The sequence below is a fragment of the Pantoea sp. EA-12 genome, assembly GCF_030053355.1.
Lineage (GTDB): Bacteria > Pseudomonadota > Gammaproteobacteria > Enterobacterales > Enterobacteriaceae > Pantoea > Pantoea vagans_C.
Window position 1 is genome coordinate 281554 of sequence record NZ_JASGBY010000003.1, and the last position, 16804, is coordinate 298357.

The window sequence follows — 16804 nt, forward strand, 5'->3', positions numbered from 1 at the left end:
CTATCACCTGTCGGATAGTCTTCCTTTTATTGAGGAAGATGACAGGAGTACACGGATGACACTCGCGATGATGAATACGCACAAAGCCTACAAATCTCTGCAACAGGCCGGTATTGAAGACAGGCAAGCAGAAGCCTTGGTTGAAATATTTGCGGAGATGCAGCAAGAAAATGCCTTAACTAAGTCTGACCTGTCTCAGGCGATGGGGAGTTTGGTGCGCGCCCAGAGTGACACCAATCATCGTATCGATAAGCTAGATATTCGCATTGCGCAATTTGAAAAGGAGGTGCGTTTACAGTTTCAGGGCATAGAACAACGCTTTGATGCTAATGATAAAGTCATTTTAAGTTTCAGGGAAAGATTCGATAAAATCGATGCCGAATTCGTCAAAATCTACGACAAATTTGACAAAATTGATGCGGAATTCATCAAGATCAATGAGAGATTTGTTAAGATCGACGAGAAGTTCGCTAAGATTGACGAGAGATTCGTTAAGATTGACGAGAGATTCGATAAAATTGACGAGAGATTCGCGAAGATTGATGAGAGATTCGTTAAGATTGACGAAAAATTCGCGAAGATTGATGAGAAATTCGCAAAAATCGACGAGAAATTCGCGAAGATTGACGAGAGATTTGACAGAATCGATGAGAAGTTCGCTAAGATCGACGAAAAATTCGAGCAAATCGACCTTAAATTTATAAAAATGGACGCCAGGATCAGCGATTTAGATCAGCGAATGCAGATAGGCTTTGCTGAGTTAAAGCGAGACAATATTTGGTTCCGCCGGCTGCTACTCGGGATGACCACCGCAACTGTACTCGCCGCCGCCAAATACATTTTTGTCGGTTAGCCGGGCCTGATGCCCGGCACGATCATCATCTCATACGCAGTGTTTCGAGCCTGTTGCGCTGCGCTCCACCCTCACTGAAATTCTCCACCGCCAGCCAGCGCTCAAATGCCTGTTTCAATTCCGGCCATTCACCATCAATGATCGAGAACCAGCAGGTATCACGGCTGCGGCCTTTATACACAATTGCCTGACGGAAAATACCTTCAAACTGGAAGCCCAGGCGGGATGCTGCCTTGCGTGATGGCTGATTGCAGCTGTCACATTTCCATTCGTAGCGGCGATAACCCAATTGATCGAACACATAACGCATCAACAGATAGTGCGCCTCTGTCGCCATACAGGTTTGCTTGAGCAGCGGTGAAAAAGCCACATGCCCCACTTCAACCGACCCGTGCGCCGGGTCAATACGCATCAGCGCCAGAGTGCCCACCGCTCGCTGACTGCGCAAGTCAATCACCGCGAAATGCATTGGGTCTCGGCCCTGTTCAATTTTACGCGCATACGCGAGATAAGCCTCTTCATCCGGGAAAGGCTCTGCAAACATATAGGTCCAGTCGCGCCCATCAGCAGCTTGCGCGTAAGCGTTGTAGAGATCGCCCCCATGACGTTCAGCACTTAACGGCTCAAGGCGGCAATAATGGCCCGTAAATATTTCGTAAGAGGGCCAGCTGCGCGGTTGCCATGCAGTCAGTGGCGCGCCAACGGGTTGCCCGTAAGCATTGGTGTATTGCGTCATTGCTCAATTCCCTTGTCAGTGAAAGCCTGTTGCACAGCGTGCCAGTTAGCTGGCATGTTAAAAAGCACCACATTCGATGAAATTTATGGGTCCACGTGATGACCATGAACGAGAGCGAACTGCATCAACTCTTATTGGCTCCGCTGGAAATGAACAGCGAGCTAACGCTCCAACAGCAGCTGTTTAAGCGCATCAAGCAGGCCATTCTGACTGGCGCGCTCCCTGCTGGCACGCGTTTACCTTCGACCCGCCAATTATCGGGTGATCTCAAGGTATCACGTAACACCGTGACCGGGGTTTGGGCGCAATTACAGGCTGAAGGATTTTTGCTCAGCGATCGCCAGGGCAGCCGCATCAGTGCTATCGCTCAACTTCCCTCTTCTCCATACAATGAAGTTGATGCCAGCAATATCACGCTATCCCCCAGAGTCGCTCAGTTGCGTTCAACTCATCGTATTTTGAGCCAGGAGATGGCTCTGCGGCCTGGCATCCCAGCGCTGGCGCACTTTCCGCTGGCACAGTGGCGGCGAGCACTCAATCATGTAATGCAGCATCAACCCCAGCCATTGCTGGGCTATGGCGATCCGCTCGGTGAACACAGGCTGCGTGAAGCGTTGGCACAGCACCTGGCACTGGCGCGTGGGGTGCGCTGTACGCCCGAACAGATCGTCATTACCGATGGCGCACAGCAAGCGCTCACATTGTGTGTGGCGCTGCTCAGCCAGCGCGGAGATATCGGTTGGGTGGAAGAGCCGGGCTACCGTGGGGCTAAAGCCGCCATGCACTTGGGTGATATGCGCATCAAACCCATCGCGGTGGATGAGCAAGGACTGGCACCGCAAGCCAGTGACTGGCAACAACGCGCACCGACGTTGATTTACACCACGCCCACCCATCAATATCCCACTGGCGTAGTGATGAGCGCCCCTCGTCGTTTGGCACTGCTGGCTGCCGCTCGACAACATCAGTCATGGATTATCGAAGATGATTACGACAGCGATTTTCGTTACAGCGGCGAACCGATTGCTGCGATGCAAGGCATGATGCAGCCCACGCCGGTGATTTACGTGGGATCGTTCAGCAAGACGCTGTTTCCATCACTGCGTATCGGTTTTATGGTGCTTCCTCCTCAATTACTGCCTCAGTTACGCCCGGCTTTGCATGAATTACTGCGCGGGGGAAACCGCCTCGAACAGCAAGCGCTGGCCCTGTTCCTCCGTAATGGGGATTTCAATCGCCATCTCAGCAAAATGCGCCGTCTTTATCGCCAGCGCCAGGCCAGCTTACGTAGCGCACTACAGCAGGTCTTTGGGGCACAGGTTCCGCTATTGGGTGGTGAATGCGGTATGCATCTGGTGTTGCGTCTGTCTGAAGATCAACAGGACCGCGAACTGGTGGATAGATTGATATCCCATGGTTACGCACCTGGCGCACTATCAGGATTTTATTGGGGAGAGGAAAAACAGCAGGGATTGGTGCTGGGTTATGGCAACACCAGCACCAGCCAGATGTTGGCTGGCGTTGCACATATCGCACAATATATATCTGGATAATCGCGGCGGCATCATGGCCGCCGCAAAAAGGGATTAGCCTTTAAAGAAGATATCGCCAGATTTACCCATCACGATCTTGCCGCTATCGTCGGTGATCAGGATGTAATTGGCATTAATATAAGCCCAGTGCGTCCCTGGCTGAGGTGCTGGCAGATGGCGTGGTTGCCACTCTACAATGGTGTACTGCTTTTTACGGTACTCATCCGGCACCACATCACCGACCTTGTACTCTTTGTAGTCGATCACAATGGTATGCAGGTCGTAGTTATTTTGGCCTGCTGGTGCATCTTGCATGCCATTTTGTGACGGGCGAATCGGTGCAACATCACCAGAGGACTCAGCCGGCTGATTGCTGGCTGGTGCATCTGCGGCCGGGGTCTGGGTTTGTGCATCAGGTGCCACCTGCTGAACTTGTGGTGGCGGTGGTACGTTATCCGTTTGCTCGCCTTCAGCCAGCGCGGCTGGGGTCAGGCTCAAAGCGCCCAGAAAAATTCCTGCAGAAAGAAGGGTGACGTGTGTCCTGCGCATTGGTGATTTCCACTCTGGTTAATTATTAACTGTCCAATTTAGTGACAAGTGCAGCACGCAGAAGGTTCCCTCCACGCACTTAGCGCGTCAAATATTGCTGCACAGCATACCTCAGCGCTAGCTTTTTTTGGCGCAGCAAAATTGCAAGCAACCGTGTTCAGGGTTCAGCGTTTTTTTTCTGCACCAGGTCCATTAGTAAGGCGATACCCAAATAGTTGCTCCAGTTAAATGCATTCTGCAGCACGACGATGGCATTACCATTCTGCTTATCAAAGCCGATAAAGCTGGCGTATCCGCCGATATAGCCCACTTGATAGGTAATTTTCTGTTGGCCGTAAGTATCGGTAACCCAGGCAATATTCTGCGTCTGATTACCGTGCTGCTCATAACCGCGATTCACCTGAGCAAAAGCCGCGTTAATCGGCGCATTCGCATCATCGTGCAGATGCGCATCCAGATAGCGGATCAGATCACGTGCGTTGCTGTAGAGACTCGCGGCGGCCACCATATTATTACTGAACGCCCAATCCGGCGTCAGATCGCCACGCGGGATGAACTTAGGCTGATCGCCTGCATGCCCCAAGGCGCGCCATGGATAGCCAGATAAGGTTTGTGGGTGGAAACTGCTGCTGGTCATGCCCAGTGGCTGGAACAGATTGCGTTGCGCCAGCGTCTCGATATCCTGGTGCAATCGATACTTGAGAATGTAACCGAGGAGCGCGTAACCCAGATTGGAGTATTGCGCCGCAGGTTTTGCGGGGGCATCAAAATCAGACAGATAGCTCAGCACCGCATCGCTATCGAGATTGCCGTAAAAATTCTCACCGCTGCGTAGATAAGCCATAAACTTCATGAACATCGGCAGATCCATATCCTGCCGCGGCAAGCCGGAGGTATGCGTCACCAGTTGCAGCAGGGTGATACGTTTGGCATCGGCACTGAGCGGCACACTTGGCGGTAACAGTGTGGCGAGGGTGTCATTCCAGTGCAGTACACCGCGATCCACCAGCTCAATGATCACCTCAGCCGTCATGCCTTTGCTGAGTGAACCGAGTGCAAACAGCGTATCCGGCGTAATGGGATAACGGTGCACGGCATCGGTGACGCCAAAGCTATAAAATTTCGGCGCGTGGCGTTCATGGATGATCGCAATGCTGATGCCAGACACCTGCTTTTGCTGCATGTAATGCTGCACAATATCATCGACGTTTTCATTGAAGGTGGCATGCGATAGATAGACTCTATCGCCAACCGGCGCGGAGGTTTGTGACAGCGTGCCACAGGCGCTCAACAGCAAACTGCAGCACAACAGCAGCAAGCGCGGCATGATGCAGCGCATCACCGCTTATTCCTGGCGAAAGTTTTCATAGCAGTTGATTTATATAATGTTTTTTATTTTTAGCAAAACGTGCGATGGGTGTTTGTGGCGAAATATAACACAGAAGAGGCTATCCGCCACCTGCCAGAATCAGGTGGCGGCAAGGGATTATTGATTAACCGGAATAACCGAACCGTGATAGTGCTGGTTGATAAATTCAGCCGTTTGCTTTGACTCCAGATCTTTCGCTAATTCGAGAATGCGCGGGTCATGAGCCAGCTTTGGCGTGGTGACCAGCACATTCGCATACGGGTTGTCCTTCGCCTGTTCCAGCGCCAGCGCATCCTTTGAGGGGACTAACCCCGCCTGCAACGCATAATTACCGTTAATGATCGCCAGCTGTGCATCATCCAGCGCTCGCGGTAGCTGCGGTGCCTCGATTTCAATGATTTTCAGGTGGCGCGGGTTATCACTGATATCCGCCGTCGTGACCAACGTCGTGGTACTGCTACTCTTGAGTTTAATTAAGCCACTGGACTGTAACAGATAAAGCGCTCGGCTAAGGTTAGTGACGTTATTCGGCACCGCCACCTGCGCCCCATCAGGCAGATCTTTCAGGGATTTTACTTTGTGCGAGTAAATCCCCAGTGGCTCAATATGCACCGTTGCCACCACCGCAAATTTCTCTCCCAAGGCTTTTTCCTGATCGCGCAAATAAGGCACGTGTTGGAAGTAGTTGGCATCTATATCTCCGCGCGCCAGCAATTCATTCGCATTGAGGTTGCCATTCAGCTCAATCACTTTGAGATCGAGGTTTTTGTCACTCTGTTTGATGTGATTGAGGATTTCACTGTGTGGCACCGGATCGGCCGCTACGCGCAGAGCGGCAGCTGAAGCGTATGAACTCATGACTGAGATCATTACCAGCGTTGCTATCACCTTGTTAGTCATGGGCTTTCCTTACTTTTATGATTATTTAACGGGAGTCAGAGCGTCGGCGTAATACCGCGCCGCCACATCACGATGGGAACGCAAGCGTCCCTTGAGATAATTCCAGCCCACTTCCCGCAGCAGCGGATTAGTCGGGTCGCTGGTCGGCCCCCTTGCTTCTGCAGCCAGATGCGGGGGTAATTGATAGAGAGGGACTTCGGCATCTAATTGCGCCCCAAGGAAAAAGGCGATGGAGACGCGCGCTTTATTCGCAGGGGGTGACACCACGCGATGCACCGTGGCGCGCAGATAACCGTTAGTGGCGATTTCCAGCAGTTCACCGATGTTCACCACAAACGCACCGGGTTTAGGCAGCGCATCTACCCAGTGATTAGGGGTCACTTCCACCTGTAAGCCGGGTTGAACGTCCTGCAACAGAAAGGTCAAAAAACCGGAGTCTTTATGCGCCCCCACCCCCTGCTGGCTGGCGCTGGCCGCCTGACCGGGATAGCGGATAAGCTTCACATGCTCATTGGGATGCGTACCGTATAACGCATCAAAGGCATCGGCGGGCAGAGACAGGGATTTTGCAAAGGCGCGTAACAGACGTAGAGCAACGGCCGTCATTGCCTGCTGCCACGCATGAATCACTGGGCGCAACTGCGGCAGCGCTTCCGGCCACAAATTCGGCCCTTGCAGTCGGAGCCAGGCAGGATCACCCGTCTGTAACGTCAACGCAGCTCGCTCGGCCCCAATATCAAACTGTTCACGCTGATCGCGCTGTTCACGGGTGTATTCCACGCCTGCACGGTTGTAGCCGCGAAAATGCGGCGAGTGGATCATGGAAACGCGCTGCTTCTCCTCATCTGGCAGCGCAAAAAACGCCTGAGTGATGCTCTGAACGTTCTGCAGCAGTTGCGGATTGATGCCATGATTAGTCAGGTAGAAAAAACCGACATCGCGCGCGGTGGTTCGCAGTTCAGCGAGGTACGGTGAGCGCTCAGCATCCGGTAATTCCAGCAGCGCGAGATCCAGTACAGGCAATGTTTCAGCCATTGTTTGGCGTCCTTTATGCAGAAAAATTCTGCTTTTACGCTGACATCTGGCGTCAATTCCAGCCAATACTGTTGGGCAATATGTTATGGCGAATGATTTTTATAAAAGCTTCTGCAATCGTTATGCAAAAAGCGATAAATCGTGGTCACTTGTGGCTATAATCGCGGCCACTTTATGTCTGCCCAAGCCCCGAACAGGAGATGTCATATGAACCAGGGTCCATTAACCGAAAAAGAGCTGAACTGGCTGGAAGATATGCTGGAGAAATACGGCAACGAACAGTCAGTGGTGGATACGTCTGAACTGGACGGCATGCTGACCGCGCTGCTCTCTGGCCCCAATGATATCGAACCCAGCGAGTGGCTGGTGGCAATGTGGGGCGGGCAAAAGCAGATTCCAAAATGGGCCAATGAGCGCGAGATGGATCGCTTTATGGCGCTGATCTTCCAGCATTTCAACGATATCGCTGAGCGTCTGGCTGAATTCCCGGATCAGTTTGATCCGCTATTTGGCTTCCAGGAGATGGAGGGCCAGGAGTTCACCGTGGTGGAAGACTGGTGCTACGGATATCTGCGTGGCGTGGCGTTGGATAAAGACTGGTCCGAATTGCCGGAAGCACTACAACCCGCTATGGACGCCATCACCCTGCACGGCAGTGAAACACAGTTGGCTAAGCGCGAAGCCTTCTCGCCGGAAGAGTTTGAAGCCAGCATCGAGGCCATTCGCCCTGCCGCTTTGGAGCTGCACGAGTATTGGCAAGAGCAGCGCCTGGCACAGCCCGATCCTGAGCCGCAACTGCCCCATTTTGCCGGCGAGAAAACCGGTCGTAACGACCCTTGCCCGTGCGGAAGCGGGAAGAAATACAAGCAGTGCTGCGGTAAGTAACCTGGCTTTTGTAGCGGTCGCCATTTAGGGAGCATGGCTTCAGACAATGTGCCCTTTCTGACAACACACACCTGTGCTGAAGAGCAGGCTGGGGCCGCACCGGGGCAGGCATCCGCAGCGCTGAGCTGAGCGAGTATGCCAGGAGAGCCCGCAGGACGCGGGCGAAAGGTGGCGCTGGAACATGGATGTTCCATCGGCACCGGTCCGTGAGGCAGACGAGTGAAGTGAAGGCACCGCGCTAGCGGCGCGAGGACCGCCAGCCCCGGTGCGGCTCCAGACGGCGTTAGTGCCGGTAACTCAACTGGCAAGCATTAGCGACCCGACGCGCATAAATGCGCCCTCACTGGATTACGGTGCCGGTCTGACCTCAGTCACCAGCGTTGGCAACTGCCATGCGCCGCCTGCACGAATCGCGCGACACATGCCGGTTGTCGCATCGCTACTCTGCACAAAATCTTTGCCATCCCATACCCAGGCAGCAGTGCTCCAGCAGTCGCCAATGCCACGACCTTTTTGCGCTTCGGACACCACCCCTTCGCTGTAATCTGAACCGGAATCGGTGATCAGCTGTGGTTTGCCCTGCAAGGATTTGTCGATTAACCAGTAGCCATAACCTTCGTTATACGCCCCGCGCCAGCAAAGTGCGGCGATCAACACATGTGCATCATCCACCGGCGTCAACGTTAGCGGTTCGGCCCCCTCTTCGGGCTGATCGTCGGTCGGTGCCAGGTTGTCACAACTGTCATCGTCAGTTAGCGAAGCAATCAACTTTGGTTTCAGTAGCGCCAGCTCATCCTCCGTCAAGGGGCGAGGTGTGGCTTTTTCTACTTTGACCTGTTGGATCACTGGCATGGATACCGCCGCTGGTACACTGTTCTCAGGCTTATTACCCTTGCGCACCAATGCCCGTGGCGTACTGAGCCGCCCCTGAGCATCATCCATTTTCAACAGCGTGGCGAACGCGCCGTTACTGGAAAGCTCAAACGGCTCTTCGCCGCCGCGAAACTCCACTTTACCGTTGCCCTTAATGGCATTGATCAGCGCCAGGGTTTGCGCATCGGTGAGCGTCCACTCATCATTCTCGGCTTTCACCACCTCACCCTGCGCATGGTCATCAATCCACAGCGCCAGCGTATCTACCTGCTTGGAGTCGTCATCACCGGTATCGGCCAACACCACACGACCGTGGGTAACGGCGTTCGGCCCCCCATCACGCGTGAGCAACACCGAACCGCCAGCGCCCTCTTCGGCGCTGTAACCGGCAGCGCGACAGGTTAAGGTATTATCACAAGCGAGCTCCCAGTCTTTGTGACTAAAGGAGACGCCGTCTTCGCCTGCTAACAGTGGCGCGCTCAAACTGGTGAGCAGCGCTAACGCCAGCAGCAATCGGGTTTTCATGCCATCTCTCCATAATGGTAAAGGTGGCTAGTGTGATGATTTTTAGCGCGCGGGAGAAGTGAATTTTTTGCGCTAAGCATGAGCTTATAACGACGCCACAATCTGCTGTCGCAGCCACTGCTGCGCCGGATTGCGGTGCAGGCGTTGATGCCACAGCATCAAAATATCAAAACCCGGTATCTCCAGCGGAGGCGTGAAGATACGAATATGTGGCGTGTTGCGCACCAGTCGTTCCGGCACCACGGCGACTAAATCGCTGCTCGCCAGCACCTCCAGCATAAACAGAAAATGGGGCACTGACAGCGCGACCCGCCGCTTACGGCCCAGCTTGGCCAGCGCACTATCGGTTGCCGCGCTAAATCCGCCGCCATCAGGTGAGATAAGCACAAACTCCAGCTGACAAAATTGATCCAGCGTGGGCGGCTGCTGCAGTTGTGGATGATCTCGTCGCCCGGCCAGCACGTAGCGCTCACTGAACAACTTGCGCTGATGTAAGGTCGGGGGCGCGTTGTCACCGGTATGAAACACCAGATCCAACTCGCCTTTTTCCAACTGCTGCGCCACCTGCGGTGGATTCAAGGTGAAGACCGCCATACGGCTACGCGGCGCAGCATCGCGAATTAAATTGAGCGCCGGCAGCACAAGTGCCGAGGACATGTAATCCGTTGCGGCAATGCGCCAGGTCTGGTCGGCGTGGGCAGGATTGAAAACGTCAGGCGGCGCCACGGCGCGGGTTAATGCTTCCAGCGCCAGCCGTAACGGATCGCGCAGTGCTTCCGCTCGTGATGTTGGTAACATCCCGCGTGGTCCCGGCAGCAACAGCGGATCGTCAAGAACCGCGCGTAACCTGGCAAGCTGTGCACTCACCGAGGGTTGTGACAGGTTAAGACGTTGTGCCGCACGCGTGACATTAAGCTCTTCCAGCAAGACATCAAGTGTCTGCAACAGATTTAAATCCAGCGAGTTGATATTCACCGTGGCTATACCTGAGATATCCGCAATTGATTTCTACTATAGTCAGCATCGGCTTAACCTGCAGTGGTTTTCATCTCACAGGATTCAGCCATGAATGTACTGATTGTGTATGCCCATCCAGAACCCCGTTCACTCAGCGGTTCATTAAAAGATTTCGCCATCGAACACCTGCAAAACGCAGGGCATCAGGTGCAAGTATCGGATCTCTACGCCATGCAATGGAAAGCGCAGCTTGATGCAGCCGATACGTTAGCGCCCCTGGTCGGTACGCATTATGACGCGACGCTGGATTCACGTTATGCGTTTGACCATCAGCAACAGCCTGCCGATATCGCGGCAGAACAGGAAAAACTGCGCTGGGCCGACACGGTGATTTTTCAGTTCCCACTGTGGTGGTTCACCATGCCCGCCATCATGAAAGGCTGGTTTGACCGCGTATACGCTAACGGATTTGCCTACGGCGTGGGGGAGCACAATGAACAGCATTGGGGCGATCGTTACGGCGAGGGCAATATGATAGGCAAGCGTGCAATGTTGGTTATCACCACTGGCGGTTGGGAATCACACTATAGTCCACGGGGCATCAACGGCTCGATTGATCAGCTGCTGTTCCCGATCCAGCACGGCATGCTGTTCTATCCAGGCTTTAGTGTTCTGCCCCCGCTGGTGTTTTATCGCGTACAGAAATCCGCACAAGAGCGCTTTGCAAGCTGGTGCGATGCGTTAGCGACGCGGCTGGATACACTGGCCGAGACGGCACCGATTGCGTTTCGTCAGCAAAATGGCGGCGATTATGAGATCCCGGCGCTGACGCTGAAAGCCACACTGGCGACCAATGAGAGTGGCTTTAGTGTCCATGTGAAGTGATGACGCGGCGCTAGCTTACTCGTACAGCCAACGCCCCGCTTTGGCCGACTCAATCAACATAGCGAGCGTGAAGTCCGGCACCACCGGGACTTCACGCTTGTTAAACGGGTTGAGGATCTGCACCAGAGAAGGCTCATTGGGATAGTAGGTTTCAATCGCAAAACCGCCACGTTCAACAGCAAATTCAGCAAAGAATTCATCCATTAACGCCTGCGCTTCTTCACGCTCAAAGTTGAGATCGCTGTCGATATCAACCTGTGGAGTTAAGGTCTTCTGCTTGAACAGATAAACGCCGTCGTAGCGACGCACTAATTCATAGATGCGCTGGTCGATGTCATCGGTCATGAGCTACCCTCCTGCTAAATGAGAGGGCTATTCTGCCATGCTATCTGACAAGCGGGGTGAAAAAACTGTGCGCTAGTCAGGCGTTTCGCTCAATCTTCCTGGTTGTTATCTAGCTCAACCACTTCATTTCTCGAATGGACATGTTCGTTTTGCAAGCGCTTTTGCGCGCGCGAGGGTGGGTGACAAAAACTGCAGGTAAATGATTTTTCAATGTTCTCCGTAATCATCACAAATCCCCCCTGGCAGACACGGCATGTTTTTCGCGAAATTATGCCACAGTCAATAAAACGTAATAATGTCCATGCCCGTGTCAGACCCAACACCGGCTTTTCGTTACTTAGGTAATAACACTGTTCCAGATAGAGTCGGTAAGTTTTCAGTAGCGTATTAATAGGAGTAGCTTTTTCTGCATTGATTAAATAAATGTAGGTATTATAAAAAATTGACGAATGAATGTTTTGCTCCCATGATATAAACCAGTCTTCGGAAAAAGGCAGCATTCCCTTGGGGGGCGGGCACCCACGCAGCTCTTTGTATAACCGTAATAGCCTTCGTCGACTCAATGACGTTTCGGACTCCAGAACCTGCATACGTGCCCCCAGAGAAATTAACTCAATAGCTAGATGCACTTCTTGTAACTCCCGCAACAATTTCTTGTCATACATATTTTCACCTTAGCCGAACATTCGAGGATCTCTTTTTATTGAATTAAGCAGATCTGTCGATAAAAGAATCCCCGTATGGATTTTCTGCAAAGCCTCGATTCGTGATTCTTTAGTAAGCTGGTCGAGCAACACTGGATCATTAATACGTAAACGGCAAATAAATTGATTTGTCGCAGACAGTTTCATCAACTGTGGCAGTGTTAATAGCTTTATATTATCGATCATCTCTTCTGACAATCCCAAGCGAAAAGCTGCAGAGAACTTATCTTTCCTTATTAACTGCTGCGCAAGCAAAAGGTAAGATAAATTTAAATCATGAATTTGTGACAGATACTCATCAAAGTCAGACATGAAAAACACCTTAATAATTAAAAGCAGATGAATTAAAAAACAGTGACACTTCAATTGATACTGGCAACTATCAACTCAATAAAAAACTGGCTATCTTAGTGGGGAACATAATAGACACTCTAGAGACACGAACAAGGCACCAGAAAAACAGAAACACACAACACATTGATATATTTATAAAATAATATTATTAAATGTTATTATTGATTATATTAAAGATTTAAACGAGAGGAAGACCACTTGATCAGAGGATCAAAACCATTTGACTACGTAGCTTTTTTATTGCCAGTGCGTGAAGTTGGCTTATACGGGTTTCAGTTACGTTTAGTACAATGGCAATCTCACGCATATTTAAACCATAATAATAATAGAGATGAATTATCTTTCGCTCACGAACGGGTATATATTCAAGTTGCTTAGCCATGCACAACGCTACATCACCTTTAATTAGTTTATTCAAAGGATCCTGAAATTCATTTTTTTCCTTGAGTCTTTCCCAACAGACCTCATCATTCCCTTGCAATTCATTAAGTGAGCGGATCTTTATAATATGATTATCTAACCGTATCTTTTGTAACGCCTCAAGTGATACCCCCATGTATTCAGCGATATCTCTGTTACTTGCAACCCTTCCTTTTCCTTGCTCGAGTATGTTAATAATACCCGCCATCTGTCGATCATGTTCTCTTATGCGTCGCGGCACCCAATCTCGCTCACGAAGCTCATCCATTAACGACCAACGCACCCGTTGTTTAATCCAGACACTCAACTCCACACCTTTGTTCGCATCAAAACTATCAACAGCTAAAATAAATCCGATGGCACCCACTTGAAATAAATCATCATACTCGACATTTACTGGCAAACGTCTTTGTAGCATTAACACTTCATGTTTCACTAAGCATTTATACTTTACCCAAAGAGCGTCTTTGTTTTCAAAACCCACCTCCTCATACAAATCGTCCATATTGCCTCTCACTCAATATCATCATTGAAAAGTATTGAATGAAAAGTTCTTATTGCATAGTGCAATAAGAGCACGGTAACTTGACCAATTTAATTAATAACTATATTTGGGATCAAAGAATATATTCTGGCAGACATGATATTTTCCTTTTATGCAGTATTACCCATTTCTCCATTTTTGATGACGGTGCCCGTACAAGAGTCGCCCTGCCAAAGCAATCTTTCAGATGAAATCTTTTAACCATTATTAGCACAACTCGTAACAAGTTGAACGGCTGACACATTGTTAATTATCGTAAAAAAATAACCTTGCCATGACAGGACCGACTTTTCCGTAAACAAGCTTAATGTTTCAAGGGTGAAGTTGCGCTTTTTGGGAAAAATAAAACCTTTTGAGTAGGGAAAATCTGGCACTCTTGAGCCGCCTTGCTGGGGAGGAGCCAACGATATTCATAATACTAAGGCCCCACCTGAACACGACCCTCAAAGAAAAAAGCTTTATGAACAATATGATACCTATTGGCTTAACGGCCTCCCTGGATACGCGTACGCGACGACTAAGGCGTAATCAGGATGGAAAGTCTGTCACGCTGCCTGCCAGCGCTGCACTCTGTTTGCATGCACTGGCAGAGGCAAACGGTGACGTATTATCGCCAGAAAAACTGATGGATATAGGCTGGCGTAGCGTTGGTTTTGCCGCGACTCAAAATAGCGTTCGAGTAATGATCAGTAAACTGCGCAGTGCACTGATGACGCTGGACCTCGATCAGCAGGTCAATCTTCTGGCTGTGACTCGCAGCGGTTATCGCTTAATCGTTCTGGATGCTGCTCATGCTGAAGACAGTGTATTACCCAATGACTTGCTGCCGTCCGGATTCCTTGCGATCCACTGGAAACGGGCCTTGCTAATCACTGCCAGTGGTATCGCTGCCGGAGCCATCATTGGTTTAATAGCAAAACAACTGCTATTTCTCACGCCTAAAAAAGTGGATTTTATTGAGTGGCAAGGGCAATTAACACCAGTGGAAAGCAGAGTATGGGTGCCCAAAGGCATGCAAACTCAACATGCCTTGATTGAAGCCACCTTACGTACCTATACGCGCTATGTACTGGAAGCTAAACCTCATCAATCTGCTGCCAAAGAGTTGTATGTCACCTTGAGTGCGGCCAGCTCACTTCATCATCAAGGCGTCATTGCCTGTCAACAAACGCTCCAGGAAGTTAACAATGCGTGCCAATCCTACTACTTTCGTGTCAATTAAACTGACGCTGCTTTGGCTATTCATCATCAGTTTTTTTCTCGCGTTAACGAGCATTGTTGGAGGGTGGTGGTATACGTCTTCACAACAAATACAATGCGGCTTTCCAATGGCATTTTATGACATCAAAAGTGAACGTGAAGTGGTTGTGACGAAAGGGGTTTACCGCAGCTATCGTGATGGGTTTAACCAGGGTCATACGAGTTATCTTGGAACCTTGTCTCGCTTTGTTGATGGAGAACTTATTGCGCCAGTCACGAACATTCATCGCGCGTTATGGTTTGAGACTCAATTTCATCACAACTTATTGAAAATTAAAGTCACACATCTGAGCAGAGGTTTGGGTGACAGAAGCCACGACGACGATGTTGAGGATTACGTTTTTCCCTATATTCAGCCAGGTGATGTCAGCATGATTGGTTTATATATGCTTGATGGTAAGGTACTGGCCTCTGGCACGGAAAACGTGGCGCGTAATATTTGCATAAGATAGGGACGTAGCAACCGCTGAAAATGACCTGAGTATTTTGCAATGACTACGTCTCAGGAACGATCTTAAGGTTGTTACACCTTAATTGGCTATATCAGAAGACAATATCTGCTACTGCGCTAACGCCGCTTTTGCGCTATTCAGCTCATCGCGAGCGTCATCCAGTTTGCGCTGCTGCTTCTCAATCTTATCGTGGCGACCTTCGGCTTGTGCTTCACGTAGCGACTGTTCACGCTCCCGCACCTTCTGCTGTTTTTCCGCCACTTTCTCCTGGCGCGCTTTCAGTAAACTACTGTCTGTGCAGTGGTCACTGTTTTCACGCAGTGCTTTCTCCAGTCCCGCAATACGCGCCTTATTGCCCTGCTCACGTGCCAGCGACAGCTCTTGCTGAATCTCCTGCTTTTTGGCTTCACAACCGGTTGCGGCATTGACCGCTTGTGCAGGCATCACCACCAGCGAGGTCAGTAAAACTGAAAGAGAAATTAATACCGTTTTCATCATGTACCCAGTATTTAAATATATAGGGGCGATTATAAGGATTGTTCTTAACAGGTTCTTAAGGGCGATCAATATCAGGCAAATAAAGGGGGTGGGATGTGTCAGGGAGGGATATTCAGGCAAAAAAAAAAGCCGCTCGTAAGCGACTTGATTTTTTGCATCAATCGATGGTGCCGAAGGCCGGACTCGAACCGGCACGTATCTCTACGGTTGATTTTGAATCAACTGCGTCTACCGATTTCGCCACTTCGGCACTGAAGAGGATGCGGAAAACGTTGGGGATTATACCGTTACGAACGAAGTGCGCAACCGGAATCGACAGGGTTGTGCGCTAAGCGTTGAAAAAATCAGCACTCTGTGTGCGAATACAGCAGTTAGAGTCCTAAAGCAGGGTAATTTTCCGTTTTGTGCATCGAGAGAAGTATCTGTGTAGCCAGTGGGCGGCCTAAAGGTCGCCCCTACAAGACTGGAGCCCACGCTGGAAAAACCAGAACACTCCCAAAGTGCCACACTCCCCTCTTTGATTTGGAACTTTCCTACTATTCATGGTTCATAACCCAAACTGACAGTGTCAGATGTATAAAGACAACGAGGTTGAGATGATTAAAGTAGCGAAAGGCACGATTTGGGGATTGGGGATTGCGGCAGCAATGGTTGCAGGAAGAGCATCGGCGGCGAGCTGGCAGGACCAACTGAGCAGCGCGGCGTCGCAGCTGTCTCAGCAAAACAATAGCACTTCTACCACCAGCACCTCACAGAACGGCGGTCTGTCACTTTCGTCGCTGACTGGGTTGCTGAATGGCGGTGATAAAGCGGTTAGCGCTAACAGCATGACGAATGCCGCAGGCGTGATGTCTTACTGCGTGCAGCATAACGTGGTGGATAACAATGTGGCATCGGTGAAGGATCAGGTACTGAGCAAGCTCGGTCTGAGCAGTACCACCGCGCAAGAGCAGAAAACCGATTACCAGCAGGGTCTGCAAGGTTTGCTGAATACCGGCAACGGCCAGCAGCTCAACCTGCAGAGTCTGAGCAACTCACCAATGGGTGAGAAGGTAAAAACCAAAGCCTGTGATGTGGTCCTGAAACAGGGCAAGAAATACATCGGCATGTAATATCCGCCATCATTCA

General features: G+C 50.7%; 19 protein-coding genes and 1 tRNA gene. 7 read left to right on the forward strand and 13 right to left on the reverse strand.

What is annotated here, in order from left to right:
* Nucleotides 1-55 precede the first annotated feature (55 nt).
* Nucleotides 56-853, forward strand: a complete 798-nt coding sequence (locus QMZ30_RS06485) for a coiled-coil domain-containing protein (RefSeq protein ID WP_283226772.1) — start codon at nt 56-58, stop codon at nt 851-853.
* Nucleotides 854-878: 25 nt separating this feature from the next.
* Here QMZ30_RS06485 and QMZ30_RS06490 read toward each other — a convergent pair whose 3' ends face one another.
* Nucleotides 879-1589 (reverse strand): GNAT family N-acetyltransferase, encoded by a 711-nt coding sequence (locus QMZ30_RS06490; RefSeq protein WP_283226773.1) that lies wholly within the window; start codon nt 1587-1589, stop codon nt 879-881.
* Nucleotides 1590-1693: 104 nt separating this feature from the next.
* Between QMZ30_RS06490 and pdxR the strand changes: the two genes are divergently transcribed.
* The gene (pdxR, locus tag QMZ30_RS06495; RefSeq protein WP_283226774.1) at nt 1694-3142 is read left to right on the forward strand and encodes a MocR-like pyridoxine biosynthesis transcription factor PdxR; all 1449 of its coding nucleotides are present in this window, start codon (nt 1694-1696) and stop codon (nt 3140-3142) included.
* Nucleotides 3143-3175: 33 nt separating this feature from the next.
* On the opposite strand, the gene QMZ30_RS06500 is transcribed toward pdxR, so the two are convergent.
* From QMZ30_RS06500 to QMZ30_RS06515, 4 genes are all read right to left on the reverse strand, one after another.
* Nucleotides 3176-3670, reverse strand: coding sequence for an RcnB family protein (locus QMZ30_RS06500; RefSeq protein ID WP_283226775.1), 495 nt, complete (start codon nt 3668-3670; stop codon nt 3176-3178).
* A gap of 157 nt (nt 3671-3827) precedes the next feature.
* Complete coding sequence (locus QMZ30_RS06505; protein WP_283226857.1) at nt 3828-5009, reverse strand: serine hydrolase domain-containing protein; 1182 nt, start codon at nt 5007-5009, stop codon at nt 3828-3830.
* Between the two features lie 147 nt (nt 5010-5156).
* The gene (locus QMZ30_RS06510) at nt 5157-5939 is read right to left on the reverse strand and encodes a MetQ/NlpA family ABC transporter substrate-binding protein (protein WP_283226776.1); all 783 of its coding nucleotides are present in this window, start codon (nt 5937-5939) and stop codon (nt 5157-5159) included.
* Nucleotides 5940-5960: 21 nt separating this feature from the next.
* Nucleotides 5961-6974 carry an isopenicillin N synthase family dioxygenase gene (locus QMZ30_RS06515; RefSeq protein ID WP_283226777.1) on the reverse strand — a complete coding sequence of 338 codons (1014 nt, stop codon included), beginning with the start codon at nt 6972-6974 and terminating at the stop codon, nt 5961-5963.
* A 207-nt stretch (nt 6975-7181) separates the two neighbouring features.
* On the opposite strand from QMZ30_RS06515, the gene QMZ30_RS06520 reads away from it, so the two are divergent.
* Nucleotides 7182-7859, forward strand: coding sequence for a YecA/YgfB family protein (locus QMZ30_RS06520; RefSeq protein WP_039329571.1), 678 nt, complete (start codon nt 7182-7184; stop codon nt 7857-7859).
* A 348-nt stretch (nt 7860-8207) separates the two neighbouring features.
* Here QMZ30_RS06520 and QMZ30_RS06525 read toward each other — a convergent pair whose 3' ends face one another.
* A complete protein-coding gene (locus QMZ30_RS06525) occupies nt 8208-9257 on the reverse strand; it encodes a DUF1176 domain-containing protein (RefSeq protein WP_283226778.1) in 1050 nt (349 codons plus the stop codon).
* 84 nt (nt 9258-9341) lie between these two features.
* A complete protein-coding gene (locus tag QMZ30_RS06530) occupies nt 9342-10232 on the reverse strand; it encodes a LysR family transcriptional regulator (RefSeq protein ID WP_283226779.1) in 891 nt (296 codons plus the stop codon).
* Between the two features lie 90 nt (nt 10233-10322).
* On the opposite strand from QMZ30_RS06530, the gene QMZ30_RS06535 reads away from it, so the two are divergent.
* The gene (locus QMZ30_RS06535; RefSeq protein WP_283226780.1) at nt 10323-11099 is read left to right on the forward strand and encodes an NAD(P)H-dependent oxidoreductase; all 777 of its coding nucleotides are present in this window, start codon (nt 10323-10325) and stop codon (nt 11097-11099) included.
* 15 nt (nt 11100-11114) lie between these two features.
* Here the strand turns inward: QMZ30_RS06535 and QMZ30_RS06540 are convergent, their stop codons facing one another.
* From QMZ30_RS06540 to fliA, 4 genes are all read right to left on the reverse strand, one after another.
* Nucleotides 11115-11444, reverse strand: coding sequence for a DUF1493 family protein (locus QMZ30_RS06540; protein WP_283226781.1), 330 nt, complete (start codon nt 11442-11444; stop codon nt 11115-11117).
* A gap of 89 nt (nt 11445-11533) precedes the next feature.
* Entirely contained in the window at nt 11534-12109 is a 576-nt protein-coding gene (gene flhC, locus QMZ30_RS06545) for a flagellar transcriptional regulator FlhC (protein WP_283226782.1), read from the reverse strand.
* Nucleotides 12110-12118: 9 nt separating this feature from the next.
* The gene (flhD, locus tag QMZ30_RS06550; RefSeq protein ID WP_283226783.1) at nt 12119-12460 is read right to left on the reverse strand and encodes a flagellar transcriptional regulator FlhD; all 342 of its coding nucleotides are present in this window, start codon (nt 12458-12460) and stop codon (nt 12119-12121) included.
* A 244-nt stretch (nt 12461-12704) separates the two neighbouring features.
* On the reverse strand, nt 12705-13427 hold the full coding sequence (gene fliA / locus QMZ30_RS06555; RefSeq protein ID WP_283226784.1) for an RNA polymerase sigma factor FliA: 723 nt from the start codon (nt 13425-13427) through the stop codon (nt 12705-12707).
* A 415-nt stretch (nt 13428-13842) separates the two neighbouring features.
* Here fliA and QMZ30_RS06560 point away from each other — a divergent pair, with 415 nt between their 5' ends.
* The gene (locus QMZ30_RS06560) at nt 13843-14688 is read left to right on the forward strand and encodes a winged helix-turn-helix domain-containing protein (RefSeq protein ID WP_283226785.1); all 846 of its coding nucleotides are present in this window, start codon (nt 13843-13845) and stop codon (nt 14686-14688) included.
* Nucleotides 14654-15178: a hypothetical protein gene (locus QMZ30_RS06565; protein WP_283226786.1), complete on the forward strand. Its 525-nt coding sequence runs from the start codon at nt 14654-14656 to the stop codon at nt 15176-15178. The genes QMZ30_RS06560 and QMZ30_RS06565 overlap by 35 nt, the downstream gene beginning before the upstream one ends.
* Before the next feature lie 108 nt (nt 15179-15286).
* Here the strand turns inward: QMZ30_RS06565 and QMZ30_RS06570 are convergent, their stop codons facing one another.
* Both QMZ30_RS06570 and QMZ30_RS06575 read right to left on the reverse strand, forming a co-directional pair.
* Nucleotides 15287-15673: a DUF1090 domain-containing protein gene (locus tag QMZ30_RS06570; RefSeq protein WP_283226787.1), complete on the reverse strand. Its 387-nt coding sequence runs from the start codon at nt 15671-15673 to the stop codon at nt 15287-15289.
* Between the two features lie 168 nt (nt 15674-15841).
* Nucleotides 15842-15926, reverse strand: a tRNA-Leu gene (locus QMZ30_RS06575).
* 346 nt (nt 15927-16272) lie between these two features.
* On the opposite strand from QMZ30_RS06575, the gene QMZ30_RS06580 reads away from it, so the two are divergent.
* Complete coding sequence (locus tag QMZ30_RS06580) at nt 16273-16788, forward strand: YjjA family protein (RefSeq protein WP_283226788.1); 516 nt, start codon at nt 16273-16275, stop codon at nt 16786-16788.
* The last annotated feature ends 16 nt before the right edge of the window (nt 16789-16804 follow it).

Coding starts and splice junctions, on each gene's coding strand:
- QMZ30_RS06525 (WP_283226778.1), bottom strand. CDS start 9,257: ATGAAAACCCGATTGCTGCTGGCGTTAGCGCTGCTCACCAGTTTGAGC.
- fliA (WP_283226784.1), bottom strand. CDS start 13,427: ATGGACGATTTGTATGAGGAGGTGGGTTTTGAAAACAAAGACGCTCTT.
- QMZ30_RS06535 (WP_283226780.1), top strand. CDS start 10,323: ATGAATGTACTGATTGTGTATGCCCATCCAGAACCCCGTTCACTCAGC.
- flhC (WP_283226782.1), bottom strand. CDS start 12,109: ATGTATGACAAGAAATTGTTGCGGGAGTTACAAGAAGTGCATCTAGCT.
- flhD (WP_283226783.1), bottom strand. CDS start 12,460: ATGTCTGACTTTGATGAGTATCTGTCACAAATTCATGATTTAAATTTA.
- QMZ30_RS06485 (WP_283226772.1), top strand. CDS start 56: ATGACACTCGCGATGATGAATACGCACAAAGCCTACAAATCTCTGCAA.
- pdxR (WP_283226774.1), top strand. CDS start 1,694: ATGAACGAGAGCGAACTGCATCAACTCTTATTGGCTCCGCTGGAAATG.
- QMZ30_RS06565 (WP_283226786.1), top strand. CDS start 14,654: ATGCGTGCCAATCCTACTACTTTCGTGTCAATTAAACTGACGCTGCTT.
- QMZ30_RS06520 (WP_039329571.1), top strand. CDS start 7,182: ATGAACCAGGGTCCATTAACCGAAAAAGAGCTGAACTGGCTGGAAGAT.
- QMZ30_RS06505 (WP_283226857.1), bottom strand. CDS start 5,009: ATGCGCTGCATCATGCCGCGCTTGCTGCTGTTGTGCTGCAGTTTGCTG.
- QMZ30_RS06540 (WP_283226781.1), bottom strand. CDS start 11,444: ATGACCGATGACATCGACCAGCGCATCTATGAATTAGTGCGTCGCTAC.
- QMZ30_RS06510 (WP_283226776.1), bottom strand. CDS start 5,939: ATGACTAACAAGGTGATAGCAACGCTGGTAATGATCTCAGTCATGAGT.
- QMZ30_RS06500 (WP_283226775.1), bottom strand. CDS start 3,670: ATGCGCAGGACACACGTCACCCTTCTTTCTGCAGGAATTTTTCTGGGC.
- QMZ30_RS06570 (WP_283226787.1), bottom strand. CDS start 15,673: ATGAAAACGGTATTAATTTCTCTTTCAGTTTTACTGACCTCGCTGGTG.
- QMZ30_RS06515 (WP_283226777.1), bottom strand. CDS start 6,974: ATGGCTGAAACATTGCCTGTACTGGATCTCGCGCTGCTGGAATTACCG.
- QMZ30_RS06490 (WP_283226773.1), bottom strand. CDS start 1,589: ATGACGCAATACACCAATGCTTACGGGCAACCCGTTGGCGCGCCACTG.
- QMZ30_RS06580 (WP_283226788.1), top strand. CDS start 16,273: ATGATTAAAGTAGCGAAAGGCACGATTTGGGGATTGGGGATTGCGGCA.